We start from the raw sequence: 22,422 nt of genomic DNA, 5'->3' as shown, positions 1-22,422 counted from the left end.
CGCCCTGTCGTATGTCAGAAGTTGGGATCGAAGCGGCGGCTGCTGCCGGCCGGCTGCTCGCCACCCGGGGGCGATGCGGGTCCGGGCCGCCGGCGTGGCGTGCTCCTCCAGGCCCCCGGTCGACGGCCGGTGCCGTCCTGGTCTCCCCGCTCTCTCCCGCTTCGTCCTCCGGCGCTGCCGGGACGACGCCGGGCTCCTGTGGCCGATTTCCGGTCGTGCACGAGGAGTTCGAGCCCTTCGCCGAGTGCGAAGACCTCTCCGGACGGCAGTCGGCGCTCGCGCCCCCGGTCGGGCCGGAACATGAACTCACCCGCCGCGGTGCGTCGCAGCCGGTGCGCGCCGCCCGTGCCCGGGCCCGCTCGGCGCAGTGCCGGCGCCCCGCCGCGCGAGCGGTCCACGGTGAAGTGGAACTCCCCCTTCGTGCTCTGGCCGGAGCGCACGGTCAGCTCGTCGGGCCGCAGCCCGTCGCCGCGCAGCTCGATCCGCACCCCGCGCAGGTCCTTGCGTTCCCGGCGGGCTTTCAGGCGCACGAGCGCGAAGGCGGCGAGCAGCAGCACCAGCAGCCCGGCTCCGAGGATGGCGCCCCAGAAGCGGTCCCACCAGGTGGGGGCGGCCTCGACCCGGATGCCGACGAAGGCCGTGTCGAGCACGGCACCGTCGTCGTCGGTGTCCACGACGGTGATACGGCCGCCGAGTTCGCCCAGTGGGGTGTCCTTGCCGACCTCGACTCGGAACTCCACGCTCCGGCTCCGGCCCGGCTGCGCCTCGACGGTGGCGGGGCTGATCCGCAGCGCGCTGCCCGGCGGCTGGTCGGCAAGGCCCAGGCGCAGCGTGTGCGGTGCGGAGTCGTTGTTGGTGAGGTCCAGGCTGCCGCGAACGGTGTCTCCGGGGCGGGCGGTGGCGCGGTCGACGGAGATCCCGGCGGTGAGCTGCGGTGTGCCCGAGGCGACCCGGGCGTACAGCGGACGCCGGTCACTGGTCACACCTGGCGCCGCCAACTGTGTGGTGAGGGCCAGGGTGCCGGATGCGTCGGAGGGCAGCGTGAACTCGCCCGTATAGCGCACGTCCCCTGCCTCTGCGTCCGGCTTGCGCCCGTCGTCGGAGAGCGGGACGACCAGCGGGGCGAAACCGTTGCCGGACATCCGGGCGGACGCCTTGAGGCCTTCGACCTCGGAACGATCGGTGATGACGACGCCGCGCCGGGTCTGCATCCGCACTTCGACGACGGCCCGCTCGCCGGGGCGTGGAGAGGCCGGGTCCAGGGTGACGGCTGACCGCAGCCGTCCCTGCCAGATGGCACGAACGGCCACCTCGCGGTCGCGGTGGCCTTCGGGCGCCTCCAGGTGCACCCGCCAGCGGCCTGGCAGCGGGTTCTTCACCCGCAGCGCCTCCACCGGCCCGTCCTGACCGCTGAGTTCAAAGCTGGAACCGTCGGCCGAGCCCCGCGTGGGCGCTTTGCGGCCGCGCGGGTCGTAGTAGGTGACGGCCACCTTGCGGTCGTGCTTGGTGACCGTGATCGCTCCGTCGGTGGCGATGGGCGGGATGCTCACCCGCAGATCGGCGGGCGGCTTGCCGACGGTCCCCTGGGCGACGCGGGCACAGCGGGCCGCAGCGAAGGTCTCTTGCAGGGCCTTGTCGATCTCGGCCGCGCTCTTGACCACGCGCATCCGCGGGGCGGCGCCGGGCAGGTCCGCACAGCCGTTGCGGTGGCCGGCCGAGGCCATCCGCGCGAGCGCCTTCCTGTCGATGTGGCTGCCGAAGCCGAGCGGCCACACCTGGATCTTCTCGCGGCGAGCGCGCCGGAGTTCCTCGTCGAGCTGCTTGGCCGCGTTGGCCTGGCGGCTGCTGGGATCGGCGCCGTACTCCGGGCTGTCGCGCACGTCGAGCTTGCCGTCGGTGAGCAGGAACACCACCTTGGGCGTATCGGCCCGCCCGTCCTCGGCAAGCCGGTCCACCGCCTGGCGCAGCGCGGCCGGGTGATCGGTACCAGGGCCCATGCGCCGGGGGTCGCGGTCGGACAACTCCTGGGCGCAGTCGGAGAGTTTCTGCCGCCCCGACGCGTCCGATGTGGTCAGGCCGCACACTTCGCGCACGGGCGTCTGGCCGGATTTCTCCGAGCTGCCGAAGCCGATGACGGCGGCCCGTGAGCGCTCGGAGATCTCTCCCTGGGTGAGCAGTGACGCCGCCTCCACCTCACGGGCCAGATCCTTGTCGGCGAGGCTCTTGGACTGGTCGACGACAACGGCGAAGTCGATCGGGTCGGGCCCGTCGTCGGCAGCGGGCGCCGCGAGCGCGGCGCCCGGCGCGGTGTGCGCCGGGGCGGCCGTCGCGGAATGCTGTCGCGGGGCGATCACGCCGTACGGGCCCGAGGCCGCCGCGACGGGCGGGCCGGGCAGCGCCAGCAGCGCGCACACGGCACCTGTCACCGCGCAGGCCCATGAGCCACGTAACGGCGTACGAGCCGCCGTACGCCGCTGTGTTCTGCTCAACGTCATCGCTCCCTCACCACCACATGCCGACGGCGAGCAGCGCGCCGCCCGCCAAGAGGCAGCACACGCCGCGGCGAAGCCACCGGTACTTGGCGGCCAGGACCGCGCCGTGCACGCTGGCCTGGCTCAGCAGCCAGGCGACGACGTCCCCGGCCGTCGCCGACAGCCGGGCGTGCAGCTCCTCCACGGGCGTACCGAGGGCGAAGTCGCGCAGGAAAGTACGGTCGGCGCCGATCCGGGTGCGGGGCAGGATGACACCGACCAGCATCAGCATCCCGGCCACGCACACCAGCCCGCCCAGCGGGACGGCCCCCGCCGCGACCCCCTGAGTGCCGGTCGCCGGGATGCCCCGGGCAAGCACGACCGCGAGGACGGCGACGCTGCCGGACAGCACCATGGCCGCCTTGGCGTCGGCCCTGCCTATGTCCTCGCGCACCGAGGTCAGCAGCCGTTCCGCCATGAAGCGCGCATCGGCCGGCTCGGGTTCGGCGGCAGTCGCCGAACCCATCGCCGGAGTCGGGCAGTTCACTCGTCCCCCCAGTCGTCGAAGGCCGAACTCGGTTTGGCGTTGCGTGACTTGGTGCGGGCGTGGGCACGTTCGGAACCGGGATCGACCCGGGTCGGCTCGTGCACCTTCGGCTTGGACTCCTCGTCCGGGTCCCAGGATTCGTCCTCACCCCAGGAGCCGACGGCGTCCTCATCTGTCTCCCACGGCGGCACATCGGGCTCCGGTTCCCGTCCGCGCTCCTCGATCTGTCGCCGTGGCCGGCGCCCCTCGGGCGCGGTCAGCGGGCGGCGCGCGTTGTCCGGGAGCACCTTGTTGGTGCTGTCGCGCAGATACTGGAGCACTTCGTAGGTCTGCTCGCCGACGTCGTGACGCTCCAGCATTCCGCTGTCGATGAGCCGGTTGAAGAGAGCGATGAAGTCCGCCTTCTCCTCGCGCTTCTCCCGCCGTACGGCCTCGAGGATGTCCCACTCCTTCTCCGGGTTGCGGGACATCAGATAGACGATCTCCGCCTCCCGGCCACCGCGCAGGACCTGCTCGATGTCGCGCGCCCTCGCCTCGAACAGCCGCTGCTCCTCGGCTTCGATCTCGTGCTGCTTGTGCAGCTCCTGCTTCTTCTTGGCCGCCTCCTTGCCGATGCTCTTGAAGGCGCCGACCTCGCTGCCGACCTCCTCGCTCAGGTCGATGAACACCCTGATCGTGGTCCGGAGCCCCAGGTCGCGGCCCAAGTCCAGGCGGCCGGCACGCCGTTCGTCCTGTACGGACTCGTCGACTCGCTGGGCGTCGGTGGGGCGAAAACGGCGCGAGATCGGCCGCAGGGCGTCGAGGAGCTCGCCTTCCAGGAGCAGCCGGATATCTCTGACGCTCTTGGTCACGACGGCGTAGGGGTCCTCGACCTCCCACTCGAGGCGCACCCTGGCCGCGAAGGACTGGTCGTCTCCGGCCGCGGGCAGCGCCAGCTCGAAGTCGGTGACGTACCGCCCGAGGAGGACTTCGAAGGCCGTGTACGCCGAGCCGATCCAGGGCTTGTTGTGGTGTTCGGCGCGGTCGGGCCAGATCACGCTGTGGCCGCCGTTGCCGTACAGCAACACCGCCGCGACCTGTCCGCTCCGGCGCCGGTAGGGCCCGGCCCGCTCCCCCAGGAGCGGGCCCGCCGGGCGCCCGTCGTGATGCTGCTCCGCGCGGGGCCCGTCTGCGGGTGGCCCGATCATCGCTCAGCTCCTTCCTGCACCGCGTTCCACATCCGTCGCGCGGTGGTCCTGTCGAACAGTTCGTCCGGGTCCTTGACCAGACGGGCAAGGAGGTGGCGCAGCCTGTCCCGCTCACGGCGCTCGACGGAGAGCCGCGGCAGGAAGGCACACAAGAGATCCACCTGCTCCGCGTCGTCGGCCGACTGCCGTACCAGGACGCTGAGGGCGTCGAGCGTCGCCGCGCCCGATCGCGCCGTGGCGAGGCTGTGCCGGACGAGCCCGGCGAGGGGGTCGGCGAGCCCGGGACGGACGGCGAGCAGAGCTGCCAGGAGCGGCCGGGCGCCGTACGGTTCCAGTGCCGGCACCTCCTGCAGACCCCACAGATAGGTGGTGCGGGTCTTGAGCGCACCGATCACGGCGAGCAGCACAAGGTCGGCCGCTTCCCGCCGTCCATCGCGCAGCCAGTCGTCGAGCCGGCCCAGAACCGTCTCCGGCTCGGCCCCGGCAAGGAGCCGGATGACGCTGAAGGAGGCATGCCCGAGAGTGTCCGGCTCGCCCGTGCGCACCAGCTTCGCCAGCGCGTCGAGGGAAGCTGCCACCGAACCCGCGGCCATGCCGTAGCCGTGGGTGAGCACGGCGGTGGTGGTCACCGCCGTGCCGCCGCTCTGCGCCCACTCCTTCACCAGCGCGGCGACGGCGGGCTGCACGGCCGGCTCCCGGGAGGCCTCGGACAGCGCGGTGGCCGCCGCCATCTGCAGGACGGGACTGTCGGATGTGGCCATCGGGTGCACCAGTTCGCCGGAGCCGTGCGCCCAGTCCCAGGAGCAGAGCACGCCGGCCGCGATGGAGGCCCGCACCCACAGCTGTGGGCGCGGGTCGTCGCACAGGTCACGCAGCCAGCGCGCGAGCGGGCCGCGCATATTGTGGTAGCCGTGCCAGATCTCGCGCAGCACGGCGGTGGCGAGTCCGGCGCCCTGGAAGCGGATGGCGTCGACCGGCACCTTGGCGTCGCCCAGGTCGAGTTCACCCTGCTCGACCACCGCGCGGGCCAGCGCCGGGCGGGCGTCGGCACGGGTGCCGAACAGGCGCCGGCCGACGGGCTCGCCGGGGTCGAGCGTGACCGCCATCTCCCAGGCAAGCCGTTCCCCGGCCTCGGCGGTCAGGCTGTAGGCGGAGCCGTTGAACACCGCGACGGCCGTGCGGAAGGCGGCGGCACCCAGCGCGGGCAGCGCCTCGGGCACCGTACCGGGGCGGTCCGCACCCGCGAACCAGGCCCGCGCCTGGGCCCGTACGAACGCGGCGCATTCGTCGAGGAGTTCCTCGTCGCCGAGTTCCTCGCGCTGGCGGCGGGCGAGCAGTTGAGCGAGGCGGGCCGCTTCCCGGGGCCGCAGCGCGTCCAGGCCGAGCGCCTCTTGGACGTCGCTGCGGGCGGCGAGTGCGAGGGCCTCTTCGAGAGCGCCGTCGGGAGCGTCCTTGAGCAGCACCCGCAGATGGCGGTCGAGCACATCCTGCGAGGGCGGCGGTGCGCAGTTCATCCCGTAGCGTCCGCGCAGCAGCCGGTCGGCCAGGTCCCCGCTCTCCACCAGGACCACGCCGAAGGCCTTCTCGGCCTGGAGCAGGCTGCTGAACTGATCGAGGTGCAACTCGGAGAGACGGCCGGGTCCACGGGTCTGTCCCGCGGCCGGCTCCGGCTCGCGCAGGGCGTCGGCCGAGGGCAGTTCGAGGAGGTGACCTCGGCCTCCCACGAGGTTTTCCTTGGTGAGCTCGTGCACGGTGTGGCTGGAGTCGAGCCGGGTCACCCGGTGGCCGGTCAGCTCGGCGAGCAGCGCCAGCGCGGTCGCCGATCGCCCGCTGCCGCGCTCGCCGCACAGCACCAGGAGCCCGCAGGCACGCAGCCGCTCCTTCATCCGCCCATAGCCCCGCGCTTCGCAGTAGACGCCGTCGAGCCGGAGCAGTTCCTCGGTGGGAACATCGCCCGCCACGAGGCGCGGGCCCGCACCGACACCGAACTGGCTGACGAAGTAGTTGCCTTCGAAGTACGCCCCGTCCCCGCCGATCTCGACGGTCCGCTCACTGCCGCGCGCGGCGAAGGTGCGCCGCGCCGCGGTGGCGGTGGCGGAGCCACCGGTGCCGCCGGAGCCGCTGAGCGGGTTGCGGCCCGCCTGGTCGAAGGGGTTGGGCTCCGGCTCCGCCTCCGCGCCCTCCTGCGGCTGCTCCTCGGGGTCGGCCCCCGCCTTCGGGCCGTCCTCCGGCGGCGCTTCCGCTGCCGGGGCCTCGGGCTCGTCGCTCATGCCTCGCCTCCCTGCCCGGAGGGCCGGCGATCCTGTTCGCCGACGGGCTCGGTCCCGCCTGCCGGCGGGTGACCACGGTCCTTGTGGAAGCCGGTGATGCCGCCGTGGATGACGCTGTCGCTCACCTGGAATCCGTCGCCGCGGACATTGACCACCGTCCTGGGAGCGGCGGCGGGCCCGCCCTCCCCCTCGGTGGGCCCGCCCTCCCCCTCGGTGGGCCCGCCCTCCCCCTCGGTAGGCCTGCCCTCCCCCTCGGCGGGCGCTGCCCCGCCGCTCCCAGGACCGCACTCGCGGGGCGCGGATCCGGCACCGGGCTCCAGCCCCCCGCCGGTCCCGGATCCGCCGCCCGCCCCGCGTGCACCCCCCATGGGCGGTTCCGGTAAGCGCGGCACGTAGAACCAGGCGCGCTCGTCGGTCTCCTTGTTCTCGACCCGCGCGCTGCGATAGCAGTCGGGCTCGACGTACCGGCCGCCTTCCGCGACGACACCGGTGTAGAGCGCGTCCGACACCACGAGCAGTACGTCCGACGTGCCGGCCGCCGCCATGATCTGCTTGGCCGTAGGGCTGTCGCACAACCGGCAGGCGAGGTCCACCGCGCGGCCCACCAGACCCTTGCCGTCGTCGAGCACGAGCCCGGCGTTCATGCCGATGCGCAGCCGCAGTCGCTCGGCACTGCCGGAGTTCAGTTCGCGCAGGGCCTGGTGCACGGTGTCGATCCACCGCCCGACCATCAGGACCGGCGGCACCGCAGGGTCCAGGGCGACCAGAATGCCGTCGCCCCTGTCCTCTTGGTGGCGGCGAGTCTCGCCGATGGCCGCGAAGGCCTCGCCGAAGATGCCGTACATCCCGGCGCGCATCCGCTCCTTGGCCGCCATTCCCAGTTTCCCCGAGCCGCAGGCGTCACCGAAGACCACCAGCCTGTGGACCGCTCCCGCACTGCTCACCCGTACCCCCTGACGCTGTGCTGACTGGACCAGCGTGGCCGCCCGGAGCGGCCGGCGATGTAGCCGTTTACACACCCGGAGGGAACTTCTCCGGCGGTCCTGCGCGCGGCGGTCTCTCCCGTCCCTCGGCGAGCAGGGTGAGCACCTCCATGTCCGTGACGGTCAGGCGCCGTTGGGCGGTGCGCACCACGCCCTGGTCCCGGAGAAAGCGCAGCGCCTTGGCCACTGCCTCACGGGTCGCACCGATGGCCGCTGCCAAGTCGTGCTGGGGCAGCGGGAGTTCGATCACCATGGCGTCACCCTCACCGCTCTTGCGGCCGGTCCGCTCGACCAGCTCCACGATGCGCGCGGCCAGGCGCCGCAGCACCGACTCGGAGGCCAGTGAGCGGCGTTCCACGTCGGCGCTGCGCAGCCGGGCGCTGAGCTGACGCATGATCAGGGCAGTGGCGTGCGGGTGGGCGGCCAGGAAGCCGCGGAAGCGCCCTCCGGACACCAGCACCGCCTCGACCTGACCAAGGGCGGTCACTGTCGCACTGCGCGGCCCCTGGTCGAAGGCCGCGAGGTCGCCGACGACCTCACCGGCACCGCGGAGGGCGAGGATGAGCCGGGTGCCTCGCTCGGTGTCCACGGACACCACGGACCAGCCCGAGCGGAGCAGCAGCACGAAGGTGGTGGTGTCCCGTTCCCGCAGCATGATCTCGCCGGAGCCGTAGGTGCGCGGCATGCCGAGTGCGAGCAGGGTGGCACGGTCCTGGGGCGTGAGCGCCTCCATGAACGAACGGCCCTGCCCGAACAGACTCATTGCTCGCCCCCGCCATGGATCGTCTGGCCCATCGGGGGACCACGGCCATTCGCTGGTATCCGGACGCACAGCCCAAGTCGCGTTCACAGCAAAGATATTGATGCTGTGTCACTCACTAGGGGAGTGAAAAAGTAAGGGGCGGCCGAGGGCCCGTCAATATGACCTTGGAGGCTGTCGGCCGCCGGGGCCATACATGGCTTGAATTGGCGGATACCCCCCGCGAGGGGCGCGGTTCGCGGCGCCGTCCTCCCCTGCAGCCGGGACGGCGGGCAGGCCCGCGGGGGCAGCGGTCGTCCCGGCCGTATCCGGGCTTGATATGACTACATGTACCCGCCACCCGCCACCCGCTGTCTGCCACCCGCCACCCGCTGCCTGCCACCTGCTCAACAGATCGGATCCCCGCATGAGTACCCCCTCCCCCGCCGCCGAGCCCCAGGGCGAGGGGTCGCCGCGGCCGGGAATCCGTCTGCCGCACACCCTCGGGCACCTCGCGAGCGGGGCGCTTGCCGTGACCGCCGTCGCCACCGTCGCTGCCGCCGTCGCGCAGTGGCATATGGACTCCGTGATCGGGCCCCTGCACGACAACGCCTCGGTCCGCACCGCCGACGGCTACATACGCGCCGACATGTGGCTCGGCAATCTCCTCGGCGCCCTGAAAATCTGTCTCGGCGTCACCGTGGTCCTGCTCGCCGTGTGGTTCGCCCGCATGCGCGCCAACGCCCGCCTGCTGGACCCCGCCTGGCAGCAGCGGCACGGCGCGGGATGGCTGCTGCTCAGCTTCCTCTGTGCCATCGGACTGCTCTTCGTACCGAAGATGATCGTCAACGACATCTGGGCCGCCTCCACCCCGCGGCCCGACCAGCGGCGCGGCAACGGCCTGCTGACCGTGTGGTGGCTGGCCGTCGTCGCCGCCGTCCTCCAACTGTCCCAGGGGCTCAAGGAGCTCGGGGGCACCGACGCCACGTGGGAGGTGCGGCAGGGCCTCGACACCCTGCTCCTCGCCGATGTGCCGCTCGTCGTCGCCTGCGCCCTCACCTTCCTCGTCGTACGCCGCCTCGGCGCCCTGCAGGCCGGCCACCCCGCCGCCGCACAGTCCTGAGACGGCGGGGCGGCGGGGCGCCGAGGCGGCGGGGCGGTGCCGGCCTTGCGCAAGGTGCGGCTCAGACGACCGCGCCCGTGTCGCGCTCGCTTCTGCGGGCCTCCAGGGGTCCCGCCCCCTTCGGCCGGTCCGTGCGCGTCCGCTGCCGCGGCGGCGGTGCCGGCCAGCGGGACTCCAGGCTCACGGCGAGCGGCACCGCCAGGCTCACCGTCGACGCCATGCCGACCAGGACGCCCGCGATCAGGGCGACGGAGAAGTCCGCGAGCGAGTCGCCGCCGAGCACGGCGAGGGCGGCCAGGATGAACAGGGCGCCCATACCGGTGTTGACGGTGCGCGGCAGTGTCTGGACGACGGCCTTGTTCGCGGTCGTCTCCAGGGCCGTGCGCGGATCGCGGCGGCGCGCTTCGCGTACCCGGTCGAAGACCACGACGGTGTCGTTGACCGAATAGCCGATCACGGTCAGGAGCGCGGCCAGGAAGACGCTGTCGACGGGCTTGCCGATCCAGGCGAACAGGCCCACCACCAGCAGCACGTCATGCACCATCGCCGTCACGGCCGCGGCCGCGAAGGTCCAGCGGAACCGCACGGTCAGATAGAGCAGCTGCGCGGCCACGGCGATCCCGAGCGCGATCAGCGCCTTCTGCCGCAGTTCGTCCCCGAGGCTCGGCCCGATCAGCTCATCGCGCTCCACGGTGACTTCGCCGCCGTGCTGCCCCAATGCCTCCTTGATCGTGTGCTGTTGGTCGTTGGTGAGTTTCTCCGTGCGTACGGAGATGTCCCCGTCACCCGACTCCTGGACCACCGCACGCGGGAACCCGGCGTCCGCCACGGCCTCCCGCGCGGTGTCCACCTGCACGGGCCTGCTGGTGCTGTACTCGACCAGGCGTCCGCCGGTGAACTCCACCCCGAAGTCCAGGCCGCGCAGCCCGATACCGGCCACCGCCACCACGATGAGCAGGGCGCTCGCCCCCATCCATCGGCGCCGGTGCTGCACCAGGCGCGGGTTGCGCCGGGCGAGCCAGGCCCGCACCCGGCCGGTGGTGGTGATGCCGGTCAGGGCGGGGTGATTGCGCACGAAGCGCCGCTTGACCGCGAAGTCGGCGAGGACGCGGGTGACGACCAGGGCCGAGACCATCGAGGCGAGCACACCGATGGACAGGGTGACGCCGAAGCCCTTGACCGGGCCCACGGCGAAGAAGAACAGCAGTCCCGCGGCAAGGAGCGTCGTCACGTTCGAGTCGACGACCGCGCTCCAGGCCTTGGCGAAGCCGGTGCGCACCGGCTTGTCCAGGCGCTTGGTGCGGGCTCCCAGATACTCCTCCCTGGCCCGCTCGAAGACCAGCACGTTGGCATCCACCGCCATACCGATGGCCAGGACGAATCCGGCGAGCCCGGGCAGGGTGAGCGTGGCGCCGAGGGCGACGAGGGTGGCGTAGGAGATCAGTCCGTACAGCGCCAGGGCGATCGTGGCCAGGGCGCCGAGCAGCCGGTAGACGACGATGATGAAAAGCGCGGTCAGGGCGAGCCCGATGACGGCGGCCTGCGCGCTGGCCTGGATGGCGTCGGCGCCGAGGGTGGGGCCGACGGTCCGCTGCTCCACGACCTCGACGGGCACCGGAAGTGCGCCGCCCTTCACCAGGGCGGCCAGATCGCGGGCCTCCTGCTGGTCGAACCCGCCGGTGATCTGTGTGGTGCCGCCGGTGATGCCGGTGCCGCAGCGCACATCGGGGTTGACGCCCGGCGACGAGATCACGCGGCCGTCGAGGACGATGGCGACGCGCCGCTCCGGGGCGTTCGGTGCGGCACAGGCCGCCTCGCCGGTGACCCGCGCCCAGTCCTTGCCCGCCTGGTCGCGGAAGTCGAGATTGACCACCCAGCCCGCCAGGTTCTGCGGGTCGAGCACGGCCTCGGCGTCGCTCACGCCGTCACCGGTCAGCGCCGGCGGTCCGAGCCGCAGGTAGGCGCCCTTCTGGTCGGGGTCGGGCAGGGTGCGCTCGCCCTTGTCGTCGGGCGCGGTGCCGGATGTGCCACCGGCCTTGTCGCCCGGCTCGGCCACGGATGCGCGGACCGGGTGCACCGTCAACTGCGCGGTGCGGCCGATGACTTCCGCGGCCTCGCGCGGGTCCTGTACGCCGGGCAGCTCGACGATGATGCGGTTCTCGCCGGAGCGGGTCAGGCTGGGCTCGGCCACGCCGAGGGCGTCGACGCGCTGGCGCAGCACCTCGAGGGCGCGCTGCGTCGACTCGGAGTCGGCCTTGATGGTTCTTCCCGAACCGGTCGCGTTCTGTGCGTCTTTGGTCTCCAGGACGATCTGGGTGCCGCCGCGCAGGTCGAGGCCGAGGCGGGCGGACTGGGTGAGGGCGAAGAAGAGTGAGGCGGCGATCACGGCTAGGGCGACGATCGCCCGCCACATGGGCGCGCGAGACATGGTTCTCCCGGACATGGTTTCCCCGAGGGGCAGGCAGACGGGATCGACGCCTGCCGCACGCGCACTGCTCTCAGGCGTGAACGCTCAGGCGTCGACCAGGACTTGAGTGCTCCATCGAGGGCCCGGCGGGCCGCGCGGCTGCGGCACAGCGACGTCCGCGTCCGTCGCATGGCCCGCCGTGCCGGCCGGAACGGCCGGGCCGGCCGTGGCGCGGTGTGGCGGTATCTCCGGGCCGGGCGGCGGCGACGGGGGCGGCGGGGCGGACTGGGGCTCCCCGCTGCCGGGTCCGGTCGCTCCGTACGAGAAGGGGGCCGGGGCGCCCACGCGCTGGACCTCGGCAGGGGCGCCGGTGCGGCGCGCGTCCGGCGAGAAGACCGTACGGCGCGCGTCCTGCGCAGAGACGGTGCGGCGCGCGTCCGCCGAGGCGGTCGTGCGGCGCGCGTCCGGCGAGAAGACCGTGCGGCGCACGTCCGGCGCAGAGACGGTGCGGCGCGCGTCCGTCGAGGCGGTCGTGCGGCGCGCGTCCGGCGAGAAGACCGTGCGGCGCGCGTCCGGTGTCGGGCGGGTGCCGGCGGTTGCCCCCGCGTGCGTGGTGGCGGCGCCCGCCGCGGCCACGATGCGGGCCCCGAGCGCCGATGACGACGGCACGAGGAAGGCGAGGACGGCGAGGACCGCGGAGAGCGCGAAGGCGGCCGGGCGACGCACAGCCCGCGCGCGGTGGTCCGTCACGCCACTCTCCCCCGATCCAGTGGTGTCCTCCCCTGAGAAACGCCGCCGCGCCCGGAGTGGTTCCCACCGCTTCCGGACGCGGCGCAATGTCGCGGCGCCGGTGCGCCGCTGCGGTACGTCACGGCCGCACCCGGCAGCGGTACGTCACCGTGGCCTCGCCCCACACCGGTACGCCCGCTACACCCCCTACAACCGCGGATCCACCGGCTCCGACTCCAGCGCGAGCACCGCGAACACCGCCTCGTGCACCCGCCACAGCGGCTCGCCCGCCGCGAGCCGGTCGAGGGCCTCGAGGCCGAGGGCGTACTCACGGATCGCGAGGGACCGCTTGTGGCCGAGGAAACGGCCGCGCAGCCGCTGCAGGTTGTCGGGCCTGGTGTACTCGGGACCGTAGATGATCCGCAGGTACTCGCGGCCGCGGCACTTGATGCCGGGCTGCACCAGGCGGCCCTTGCCGTCGTGCGCCACGGCCCGCACGGGCTTGACGACCATGCCCTCGCCGCCGCGCCCGGTCATCTCCAGCCACCAGTCGACGCCCGCCTGCACGGACGCGGGGTCGCCGGTGTCGACGTAGAGCCGTCGTGTGGTCTGCAGCAGACCCGAGCCGTCGTGCTCCACCATCCGGTCGAGGAGCGCCAGTTGGGCGTCATGGCCGTGGCCCGTGAGGCTGCGGCCCTGCACGGCGAGGATCTGGAACGGGGCGAGCCGCACTCCGTCCAGGCCGTCGGTGCTCCAGCAGTAGCGGCGGTACGCGTCCGTGAACGCGGCGGCGTCCGCGGCCCGTTCGCGCTGGCGCGCAAGGAGGTCGCCGGCCGCTTCCACCCCGCGCGCGGAGGCCGCTTCGAGCGCGCCGAGCGCACCGGGGAACACCGCGGCCGATGCGGCACCCACCGCCGCGTACTGCGTGCGCAGCAGGCCGGAGGCCTTGAGCGACCAGGGCAGCAGCTCGGCGTCGAGCAGCAGCCAGTCGGTCTCGAGCTCGTCCCAGAGCCCGGCGTCGGTGACGGCGGCGCGGACCCGGCCGAGGATCTCCTCGGTGACCTCACGGTCGTCGAAGAAGGGCCGGCCTGTGCGGGTGTACAGCGATCCCGTCGGCCCGTCGGCGCCGTCACCGCCGTGGGCGCCGTCGAGCCCGAAGCGCTCCTTCGCGGTCCGCGCGTCCCGGCACACCAGTGCCACCGCGCGCGAGCCCATGTGCTTCTCCTCGCACACCACGCGCGCGACGCCGTCGGAGGCGTACTGCGCGAAGGCCTCCGCCGGGTGCTCCAGATAGCCCTCGATCTGCGAGGTCGCGGTCGGGGCCATGGTCGGCGGCAGATACGGCATCAGTCGCGGGTCGACCGCGAAGCGGCTCATCACTTCCAGGGCCGCCGCGGCGTTCTCCTCGCGCACCGAGACCCGGCCCGCGTGCTTGGTCTCGACGATCCGGCGGCCGTGGACATCGGCGAGGTCGAGCGGCCGGCCCTCGTGCCCGCCGGGCGCCTCGGAGGCGAGCGGCTTGGCCGGTTCGTACCAGACCTTCTCGGCCGGTACGTCCACGAGTTCGCGCTCGGGCCAGCGCAGCGCCGTCATCTTGCCGCCGAAGACGACACCGGTGTCCAGGCAGATGGTGTTGTTCAGCCAGGTCGCGTTGGGCACGGGGGTGTGGCCGTACACCACCGCCGCGCGGCCGCGGTACTCCTCGGCCCACGGGTAGCGCACGGGCAGCCCGAACTCATCGGTCTCACCGGTCGTGTCGCCGTACAGCGCGTGGCTGCGCACCCGGCCCGACGTACGCCCGTGGTACTTCTCGGGCAGCCCGGCGTGACAGACGACGAGTCCGCCGCCGTCGAGGACATAGTGGCTGACGAGTCCGTCGATGAACTCCCGCACCTCGGTGCGGAACTCCTCGCTCTCCCCCTCCATCTGCGCGATGGTCTCGGCCAGACCATGCGTGTGCTGGACCTTCCTGCCCTTCAGATAACGGGCGAACTTGTTCTCGTGGTTCCCGGGCACGCACAGCGCACTGCCGGACTTCACCATCGACATCACCCGGCGCAGCACACCCGGGCTGTCGGGCCCGCGGTCGACGAGGTCGCCGACGAAGACCGCGGTGCGCCCCTCGGGGTGCACGCCGTCGACGTACCCCAGCTTGCCGAGCAGCGTGTCGAGTTCGGAACGGCAGCCGTGGATGTCACCGATGATGTCGAAGGGACCGGTGAGGTGGCTGAGGTCGTTGTACCGCTTCTCGGTGCTGATCTGCGCGCCGTCGATCTCCTCGACACCGCGCAGGATGTGCACCTTGCGGAAGCCCTCGCGCTCCAAGTGGCGCAGGGAGCGGCGCAGTTCGCGCTGGTGGCGCTGGATGACCCGGCGCGGCATTCCGGCCCGGTCGGCGCGCTCGGCGTTGCGCGCGGCGCACACCTCCTCGGGCACGTCGAGCACGATGGCGATCGGCAGCACGTCGTACTGCCGGGCGAGCTCGATCAGCTGCTTGCGGCTCTCCTGCTGCACGTTGGTGGCGTCGACGACCGTACGGCGGCCGGCCGCGAGCCGTTTGCCCGCGATGTAGTGCAGCACGTCGAAGGCGTCACGGCTGGCGCTCTGGTCGTTCTCGTCGTCGGCGACCAGGCCGCGGCAGAAGTCGCTGGAGATCACCTCGGTCGGCTTGAAGTGCTTGCGCGCGAAGGAGGACTTGCCGGAGCCGGTGGCGCCGACGAGGACCACGAGGGACAGGTCGGTGACGGGCAGGGTCCGCCCCGCGGCGGTACCGGCGGTGGTGGTGGTCGTCATGCTGCCTCGGCTCCCTTGCCGGCACGGAGGGTGAACACGGCCATCTGTGTGGGCGGCCCCACCTCGGGGTCATCGGGCCCGACGGGCGTGAACTCCACGCCGTAGCCGTGCCGTTCGGCCACGGCGTGCGCCCAGGCGCGGAACTCCTCGCGGGTCCACTCGAACCGGTGGTCGCCGTGCCGGACATGCCCGGCGGGCAGCGTCTCCCAGCGCACGTTGTACTCGACGTTCGGCGTCGTCACGAGCACGGTCACGGGCCGAGCCGAGCCGAATACGGCGTATTCGAGCGCGGGCAGCCGCGGCAGGTCGAGATGCTCGATGACCTCGCTCAGGACGGCCGCGTCGTACCCCTTGAGCCGCTTGTCGGTGTAGGCGAGGGAGCCCTGGAAGAGCTTGACGCGCTCCGCCTGGCGCTCGCCCATGCGCTCCACCTTGAGCCGCCGCGAGGCGATGGTCAGGGCGCGCATGGACACATCGACGCCCACGACCTCGGTGAACCGCATGTCCTTGAGCAGCGCCTGCACCAACTGCCCCTGCCCGCACCCGAGATCGAGCACGCGCCCGGCACCGGCGGCGCGCAGCGCCTCGACGATCGCCTCCCGCCGCTGCACCGCGAGCGGAACGGGCTTCTCCTCGGTGTCCGTGTCCTCGTCGACGGCGTTGTCGATCTCCTCGACTTCGATGTCGTCGGCGTCGGCGAGCCGCACCAGTTCGAGGCGTTCGTTCGCCTCCCTCGTCAGCGACCAGCGCCGGGACAGATACCGGCTGGTGATCAGCTTCTGCTCGGGATGCTCCGCGAGCCAGCCCTCACCGGCCCTGAGCAGCTTGTCGACCTCGTCGGGCGCGACCCAGTAGTGCTTGGCGTCGTCGAGCACGGGCAGCAGCACATACAGATGCCGCAGCGCGTCGGCGAGTGTCAACTCCCCTTCCAGTACGAGGCGTACGTACCGGCTGTCGCCCCACTCCGGAAACCGCGGGTCGAGCGGGACCGGCTCGGCGTCCACTTCCCACCCCAGGGGCGCGAAGAGCTGGGTGACCAGCGCCGCACCACCGCGCGCGGGCAGCGCCGGCACCTCGATCCGCAGCGGCAGCGCCTGCCCCACGAGCTCGGGCCTGGCCGCGCACACACCGCGCAGGGCACTCTTGAACACCGCGCTCAGAGCGACGGCGAGCAGCGAAGAGGCCGCGTACGGACGGTCGTTCACATACTGCGCGAGCGCCGCGTCGGGCGCCCCGCCACGCCCCTTGCCCTTGCCCCGCCGCACCAGCGCCACCGGATCCACCTCCAGGAGCAGCGCGGCGGTGCAGCGCTCCGCGCTCGCCTCGGGGTAGAGGACATGCGCGGTGCCGTGCGAGGTGGAGAACGCCTGCGCCTTGTCGGGATGCTTGTGCAGCAGAAACCCGAGGTCGGTCGCGGGGCGGTCCGGGGTGCCGGTGGTGCTGATCGTCAGGAACACAGTGGGTACGCCTTAAAACGCGTTCTGAGCTGCGGATACCTTCCGCGCTTTCCATCTCAGTGCACAACCAGTGCACATGGCCCGGCGGAGCCGATGGTGCTCCCCCGCGGCACGCGTCCTTCAAGGTACCTGGAAGATCCGTACCGGACCCGGGCATTTTCGCCGGCCTCACTGCCGCACCCGCTGCGCCATGGGCAGTAGGGCAGCCTCCGGTAACCCCGGTGGCGCCGGGATGCCGTACAGCTCCTCGAAGGAGGCCGGGGCATTCTGCCAGTCCACCTCCCACATCAGATAGCCGTAGGTGTCCAGCGTCTGGGTCAGATGCGCATGCCGCATCCGCGCCTGGACCTTGCGCGGCTCGAGTCCGGAGGCGATGAGGACCGCGTCCGCGAAGTGCCGCAAGGACCGGAACGTGGCCTCCTCGGGAACGTCGATGCCCCTCGCTCGGGCTCTGTCTTTCGCCACATCGAAGGCATGGCCCAGAGCGTTCTGACGCACCGGCGTCCGGTACTTGGTCACGGTCACGAGATGGTCGTACTCGCGGCTGAGAGGCGGCAGACCGCGCCGCTCTCGCTTCCGAAGCACAGCAGCCGACAGCGGAGCACGCCGGCGCGCCATGTGCTCCCGGTACTTGTGGAACAGGAAGGAGCCGACAGCGAGCGAGGCGTTACTGGCATCCGTCTTCAACGGCACTGCCTTGCCCCGCTGTCTCTGCTCCTCGACCGTCTGCCACCCTGGAGCGGCCTCCATGTCCTCGCGTCGCACACCAACGGCCTCCATCGACGGGACTGTCAGAAAGAAGGCTCTTCCAAGAACAAGACACTCCCCGCCGACACGAACAGACTCGAATTCGGGCAGGGCAGGGGACATCTGCGACTCCATTCATTGTTACGGGCGGTGGGGGTGCTTGGTTGAGTGCACGGGGGCGAGGACCACGGCGCACTACTGGACGGACGGCGCGACGGTTAGTCGCTGCTGCGTGACGTCACTCCCTCATACGGGGCGTGCGATCCCGCGGGGCCGCGTACACGGACACGGCCTCGGCCGATCCCGCGAGCAGACGGAGTTCAGCAACCGGGTCGAAAGGGCCGGCCATGGTGACGAGGCGGCCTGCGTACGTCACCGTGCTCGTCGCGACGTCCCGAGCACGGTTATCCGGGAGGGCGTCCACGTATCGGCTTGCCGGCTCGATGAACTCCTCGATGCGCTCGCGGAGGCGGGCACGGAGCTGATCGGCCCTCTCTCCAGTGGGCTCGTACCGGGCGAGGTACAGCGCGGACTCCACTTCCTGAATCAGGGACGTGCTCACGGTCGCCCACCTCCTTGGCGGATCTCGCTCGCATTCGTCTTTCGAGCCGTGTGATGGTGCACCGTCCCAGGCCTGGGGGAGCCTGCCGACTCAGACCCGGGACGGCGGTCAGCGGCTTGCTATGGGGTGCTCAGACCAGAGCCCCTAGCAAGGTCGACGTTCTTCAGGAAGGACGAGGAGCAGAACCGTCCGCAGAGGACCGGCGGCCGAGGCCGACCAATTCGGCAACTCGGACGGGTGCACAAAGCTCCCCAGGCGAGGACACGGGCACGATCCAGTAGGACGCGCCAGTGTGAGGAGTGACTCCTCGACGTTGAGGGGCGGGCACACCGAGGTAGGAGCCACACCCGAGGTAGTCCACCTCCGGCAACGCCCCGAGACTTTCGGACTGCGCCGGCACCAGGACGTAGAACCGTCGGTTCCGTGGATCGTGGATGACCCCAGCACCTTCGAGGAGGGCGTCGAGCTCGGCAGCGACCGTAAGCAGATCCCGACTCTGCACGGCCGTGTACACGATCCGATCGGGGATGCGGACTGCGGAGAAGGACATCCCCAGCTTGATGAGGGCCACATCGCCCCCACGCATGGCATCAACAGCCTCTCTCCGATGCAGCGCGGCGCGCGCAAGCCACTCGGTGACCGCCACGTCCACCCGCTGCCGTTCACTCATCGAAGTGCCCCCGAAACAGACCCGAACCAGGCGGACCAGTACTGCATGGTCGTCTCCGCCGGTCTGTGAAGGCGCCTCTGCGGTGCACCCATATCGACGTCCATGACGGCGTTCTCCTACTAGGCTCGATTACCGACAGCTACGACTGTAGAGAGCAGAGACCGCCACCTGAACTGACCCTGAGTACAGGTGAATTGCCATCAACAGCGGGGAATGGGGACGCCATGAAGGCGAGTTCCCGGAGAACCCTGACCGCCAGTCAGGGAACCACCACGAGACCCCGCGCAGGGGTCGTTTCCGGGTACGTGTTCCGGGTCATCCGCGAGCAGCTCGGTCGTACGCAGGAGGCCACGGCGGAGCGGTTGAAGGTATCGGTCGACACGATCGCGGGCTGGGAGTCCGGGCGTCGGCCGTTTACCGCCGCTCCAGTGGGACAGATGCTGATGCACCGGCATCGGCTCATGCAGCTCGGCACGGCAACCACCCTGCTCCAAGCCCTGGATAGGGCCATGGAGGCGGACGTGCTCCTGTCCAGTGCACTGGACGAGGAGGCCCCGGTGAAGGAGAACCCTCTGGGCGCATGGGTCATGCAGCGCGACCTCGGCGAGGTCCTCGCGTGGCCGCTGAACGGCGTCGCGCCGACCCCCGTCCGCGGCCTGCCCCCGCCACCCCGGCCCCGGCGAGGTCCGGTGCCCGCATCCCCGGAGCTCTCCAGCGAGGACCGACGACGGTTCTTCTCCCAGATGCGGCGCACCGTTGAACAGGCCCGTGGCGAACGGGAGTTCCTGCTCCGCCGACAGGCCCTGTATCTGTCCGGGTACGACAAGCGGGCCGACACCTCAGACTGGCTCGCCCACCAGCAGGCGGCGGAGCGGCCCGGCGATTGGCTCTCCGGCTGGCTCAACGCCCGCTCGATCGCCGCCGTGGCCGCCCGCCAAGGAGATCGGGACCGGATGGGACACTTCATCGAATCGGCTCTGGTGGACGACGATGCGGGAGAGGCCGCCAACCTGAACTACTGGGCCTACTGGATCGGCGAGGCCCCGCATCTGGAGCTGTCCGACGACTTCATCGCCGCGCCTACTCCCGGTCCGTGGCCGGGCGACAAGCTGCTGGCCCATCTCGTGCAGGGAATCTCGCCCCAGCACGGGTACGTCGACCTCAATATTCACAGCGTCTGGACTCTACTCAGCATCCGACCGAACCTCCTGCATTCGGGCACCGCAGCCCGCGCTCTACGCGAGCGGCTCCCCGTGATGTTGGATAGCCGGGAGCTCTCAGTGCGCGGACGCCGCGAGCTTGAGAGCATCCGGTACGCGATCCGCCTCGCCGAGGCGTGAGAGGAGACGGACGGTGGCAGACGACCTGTCCGCAGTGGCGCACTTTCTCTACGAAGCGGGAACGCTCAAGCAGGCCCGCCGCACCGGTTGGTGGATGGCCGGCGTACGCGACCCGGAGAGTGTGGCCGAGCACTCGTGGCGCACCGCACTGATCGCCTCAATCATCGCGAAGCTCGAAGGAGCGGACCCTGCGCAAGCAGCGTTCCTGGCGGTGTGGCACGACTCGCAGGAGACCCGCACCGGGGACGTGAACCACCTCGGCAAGAAGTATGCGCCCAGCGCGGACCCTCAGGCTGTCACCGCCGACCAAACAGCGGGCATGCCGGAGATCCTCGCCGCGACGGTGCGGGACCTGGTGGCGGAGTACGAGGCCAAGGAATCAGCCGAGGCGATCTGCGCCCGGGATGCCGACAAGCTCGAATGCATGCTTCAGGGCATCGAGTACAAAGCCCAGGGCTACGAAAACGCGCAACGCTGGATCGACAACAGCCGCGGCCGCCTGACCACCGAGACCGCTAACGCGATCGCCGACGAGTTGCTGGGCATGGGATCCCTGGACTGGCTTCGGGCGGCGCTTGGTGACGGCGCAAGCTGACCGGTCCCCACCGATCCCGCTACCTCACCAGCGAATCCTCCCCAAACCGGCGCGAAGCCTAGCTACACGGAATGGAAAGGGACTGCACGCCACGGCGGGCCGCGTGCTGTGTGAGGTCTTCAGGCGCAGGCCTTCTTCACTTCGCGGATGAACTCCCACCAGTCTGAGGAAGGTTGCAGTCCGGCTGCTGTGAGGGTGCCGTGGAGCGTGGTGCGCAGGGGGTGGGGCGAGCCCATGATGGCTTCATTGCGAAGAGCCAGGCGCCCCAACAACTCGTCGCACGGAACCTTGGCGCTCTTGCTCAAGTTGCATGCCGCATGGGCCGGGGCGAGGTTCCATACCGAGTCGAGGTCCGGGCCGCGCCAGCCCAAGACGCTGCCGTAGCGCTTCATGAAGGCGAGCGGGAAGACGTGGTCGATGGCCACGGCGTCGTCGACACCGATGACATGCCAGCAGATGAGGCACCGGCCGTGCTGGAAGGGCACGAGGGCCTCGCGGACACCGGTGACCGGCTTGCGGCGGAGCTTGTCGGTGAGCTGGTGGCTCTGCCAGTCCACGGTGACGCCGTCGTGGACCAGGGAGCGTCCGATGCCTGTGGCGAACGAGTTCTCCACGATGTTCCAGCGTGCCTCGAGCTCAAGGCGTAGCCCTGCGGCCTGTTCGGAGGCGGCGACGTCGAGGAGATGAGGGGTGAGCTGGACGACGCGCTCGCGTCGGCTGCCCGTCAGTTCGTAGAAGCGGTGCGGCACGGCTGCGCCGCGCAGATTGTGGAACTTCTGCATCACCATCTGCGGCATGGAGCGCACGGCGGCGTCCACAAGGAGATCGGTGGGGTGCCCCAGGCGCGCGGACTCCTCGGCCTCACGCGCCGCGATCGTCAGGAAGTCACGCTCGCCGCCCGTGGACTTCTCGGATGCTTGCGGAGCGTGTGCGGCGTGCGCGACAACCCCCCGCGCATAGGTGGCGGCCAAGTCGGGCAGTGCGACCTCGCTGTCGCCGCGCATTGCGTGCTCCAGCAGCGCCTGGCCGAGGGCGAACTTGTACGTCCGGGTGTTCTCGCCCATCAAGACGGCCAGGCGCCAGGAGGCGCGGGGACAGGGATCGGTGGCGAAGAAGTTCTCGTGTCTCACGCTGCGTGAACCTTCCGCTTCTGCAGGATCAGCTGGCTCCAGTGCACTTCGGCGCGACCGAGGTGGTCCGCGCCGCCGCCTGTGCCCAGCGCGGTGAAGCCACAGCGCTCGGCGAGGGCGATCGTCTCGTCCGCCGGGATGTCGTACATCCGCCGGTCGGTGGGCGGCGGACCGTGCCGCAGCGAGAGCGCGACGTAGCCGCCAAGGGCAGTGAGGTCGTACAGGCGTCGCATGGACGGCTCGCGCTCGTCCTCGTCCAGGTGCATCCACACGGCGGACAGCAGGATCAGGTCGAAGGGGCCGGTGAGGCGGGACAGCGCGGGCAGGGCGTCGTCCAGCCAGGTCACCGCCGCATCGGCGTGCAACCGCTGGGCCACTGCCCGTAGTTCGGGCACCGGCTCGACTGCCGTGACGGTGAAGCCGCGCGAGGCGAGGGCGGCAGCATCCCGGCCGGTGCCCGCCCCGACGTCGGCCACACCGGCCGGCGGGGTCGGCAGGAACGGCAGGACCTCGTCGTGCACGTCCTCGAAGCGCAGAGCCTCGTACCGCTCGGCCAAGAGCTCCGCGGACCGCGCGTAGTACTCCTGAACAGCCTTCATGCTCCCGCACCCTACGGCCGACCTGAGATCCCGAACTCGAGACTCTAGAGTGCGCACGCAGAAGAAACATGAG

At 71.3% G+C, this 22,422-nt stretch carries 18 protein-coding genes; 4 read left to right on the top strand and 14 right to left on the bottom strand.

The features are described from left to right. Nucleotides 1–14 precede the first annotated feature (14 nt). The 6 genes from ACFQVC_RS00955 to ACFQVC_RS00930 form a co-directional block, all read right to left on the bottom strand. Nucleotides 15–2,489 (bottom strand): VWA domain-containing protein, encoded by a 2,475-nt coding sequence (locus tag ACFQVC_RS00955; protein ID WP_381825334.1) that lies wholly within the window; start codon nucleotides 2,487–2,489, stop codon nucleotides 15–17. Nucleotides 2,490–2,502: 13 nt separating this feature from the next. Then, complete coding sequence (locus ACFQVC_RS00950) at nucleotides 2,503–2,997, bottom strand: Pycsar system effector family protein (RefSeq protein ID WP_381825332.1); 495 nt, start codon at nucleotides 2,995–2,997, stop codon at nucleotides 2,503–2,505. Nucleotides 2,998–3,014: 17 nt separating this feature from the next. After that, complete coding sequence (locus ACFQVC_RS00945; RefSeq protein WP_381825330.1) at nucleotides 3,015–4,205, bottom strand: hypothetical protein; 1,191 nt, start codon at nucleotides 4,203–4,205, stop codon at nucleotides 3,015–3,017. Beyond that, on the bottom strand, nucleotides 4,202–6,475 hold the full coding sequence (locus ACFQVC_RS00940) for a hypothetical protein (RefSeq protein WP_381825328.1): 2,274 nt from the start codon (nucleotides 6,473–6,475) through the stop codon (nucleotides 4,202–4,204). The genes ACFQVC_RS00945 and ACFQVC_RS00940 overlap by 4 nt, the downstream gene beginning before the upstream one ends. Beyond that, on the bottom strand, nucleotides 6,472–7,419 hold the full coding sequence (locus ACFQVC_RS00935) for a nucleotidyl cyclase domain-containing protein (RefSeq protein WP_381825326.1): 948 nt from the start codon (nucleotides 7,417–7,419) through the stop codon (nucleotides 6,472–6,474). Before ACFQVC_RS00935 ends, ACFQVC_RS00940 begins: the two co-directional genes overlap by 4 nt. A gap of 67 nt (nucleotides 7,420–7,486) precedes the next feature. Then, complete coding sequence (locus tag ACFQVC_RS00930) at nucleotides 7,487–8,221, bottom strand: Crp/Fnr family transcriptional regulator (RefSeq protein ID WP_381825324.1); 735 nt, start codon at nucleotides 8,219–8,221, stop codon at nucleotides 7,487–7,489. Nucleotides 8,222–8,624: 403 nt separating this feature from the next. Between ACFQVC_RS00930 and ACFQVC_RS00925 the strand changes: the two genes are divergently transcribed. Continuing rightward, a complete protein-coding gene (locus ACFQVC_RS00925) occupies nucleotides 8,625–9,320 on the top strand; it encodes a DUF4328 domain-containing protein (RefSeq protein WP_381825322.1) in 696 nt (231 codons plus the stop codon). A gap of 61 nt (nucleotides 9,321–9,381) precedes the next feature. Here the strand turns inward: ACFQVC_RS00925 and secD are convergent, their stop codons facing one another. The 6 genes from secD to ACFQVC_RS00895 form a co-directional block, all read right to left on the bottom strand. Continuing rightward, on the bottom strand, nucleotides 9,382–11,748 hold the full coding sequence (secD, locus tag ACFQVC_RS00920; RefSeq protein WP_381825320.1) for a protein translocase subunit SecD: 2,367 nt from the start codon (nucleotides 11,746–11,748) through the stop codon (nucleotides 9,382–9,384). Nucleotides 11,749–11,832: 84 nt separating this feature from the next. Further along, nucleotides 11,833–12,477 (bottom strand): hypothetical protein, encoded by a 645-nt coding sequence (locus tag ACFQVC_RS00915; protein ID WP_381825318.1) that lies wholly within the window; start codon nucleotides 12,475–12,477, stop codon nucleotides 11,833–11,835. A gap of 186 nt (nucleotides 12,478–12,663) precedes the next feature. Next, complete coding sequence (locus tag ACFQVC_RS00910) at nucleotides 12,664–15,249, bottom strand: polynucleotide kinase-phosphatase (protein WP_381825316.1); 2,586 nt, start codon at nucleotides 15,247–15,249, stop codon at nucleotides 12,664–12,666. After that, nucleotides 15,246–16,706 carry a 3' terminal RNA ribose 2'-O-methyltransferase Hen1 gene (locus tag ACFQVC_RS00905; RefSeq protein WP_381825314.1) on the bottom strand — a complete coding sequence of 487 codons (1,461 nt, stop codon included), beginning with the start codon at nucleotides 16,704–16,706 and terminating at the stop codon, nucleotides 15,246–15,248. Before ACFQVC_RS00905 ends, ACFQVC_RS00910 begins: the two co-directional genes overlap by 4 nt. A 168-nt stretch (nucleotides 16,707–16,874) precedes the next feature. Then, complete coding sequence (locus tag ACFQVC_RS00900) at nucleotides 16,875–17,576, bottom strand: hypothetical protein (protein WP_381825312.1); 702 nt, start codon at nucleotides 17,574–17,576, stop codon at nucleotides 16,875–16,877. Between the two features lie 115 nt (nucleotides 17,577–17,691). Continuing rightward, complete coding sequence (locus tag ACFQVC_RS00895) at nucleotides 17,692–18,015, bottom strand: DUF6415 family natural product biosynthesis protein (protein ID WP_381825310.1); 324 nt, start codon at nucleotides 18,013–18,015, stop codon at nucleotides 17,692–17,694. Between the two features lie 430 nt (nucleotides 18,016–18,445). On the opposite strand from ACFQVC_RS00895, the gene ACFQVC_RS00890 reads away from it, so the two are divergent. From ACFQVC_RS00890 to ACFQVC_RS00880, 3 genes are all read left to right on the top strand, one after another. Further along, the gene (locus ACFQVC_RS00890) at nucleotides 18,446–18,754 is read left to right on the top strand and encodes a hypothetical protein (RefSeq protein WP_381825308.1); all 309 of its coding nucleotides are present in this window, start codon (nucleotides 18,446–18,448) and stop codon (nucleotides 18,752–18,754) included. A 155-nt stretch (nucleotides 18,755–18,909) separates the two neighbouring features. Beyond that, on the top strand, nucleotides 18,910–20,025 hold the full coding sequence (locus tag ACFQVC_RS00885; RefSeq protein ID WP_381825306.1) for a helix-turn-helix domain-containing protein: 1,116 nt from the start codon (nucleotides 18,910–18,912) through the stop codon (nucleotides 20,023–20,025). 13 nt (nucleotides 20,026–20,038) lie between these two features. Next, nucleotides 20,039–20,620, top strand: coding sequence for an HD domain-containing protein (locus ACFQVC_RS00880; protein WP_381825304.1), 582 nt, complete (start codon nucleotides 20,039–20,041; stop codon nucleotides 20,618–20,620). Between the two features lie 119 nt (nucleotides 20,621–20,739). Here ACFQVC_RS00880 and ACFQVC_RS00875 read toward each other — a convergent pair whose 3' ends face one another. Further along, nucleotides 20,740–21,750 carry an HNH endonuclease gene (locus ACFQVC_RS00875; RefSeq protein ID WP_381825302.1) on the bottom strand — a complete coding sequence of 337 codons (1,011 nt, stop codon included), beginning with the start codon at nucleotides 21,748–21,750 and terminating at the stop codon, nucleotides 20,740–20,742. Next, nucleotides 21,747–22,349: a class I SAM-dependent methyltransferase gene (locus ACFQVC_RS00870; protein WP_381825300.1), complete on the bottom strand. Its 603-nt coding sequence runs from the start codon at nucleotides 22,347–22,349 to the stop codon at nucleotides 21,747–21,749. Before ACFQVC_RS00870 ends, ACFQVC_RS00875 begins: the two co-directional genes overlap by 4 nt. Nucleotides 22,350–22,422: the final 73 nt, after the last annotated feature.

The organism is Streptomyces monticola (assembly GCF_042665355.1).
GTDB lineage: Bacteria > Actinomycetota > Actinomycetes > Streptomycetales > Streptomycetaceae > Streptomyces > Streptomyces monticola.
The sequence above is the reverse complement of the archived record's forward strand: the minus strand, read 5'-3'. Positions and strand labels throughout refer to the sequence as shown.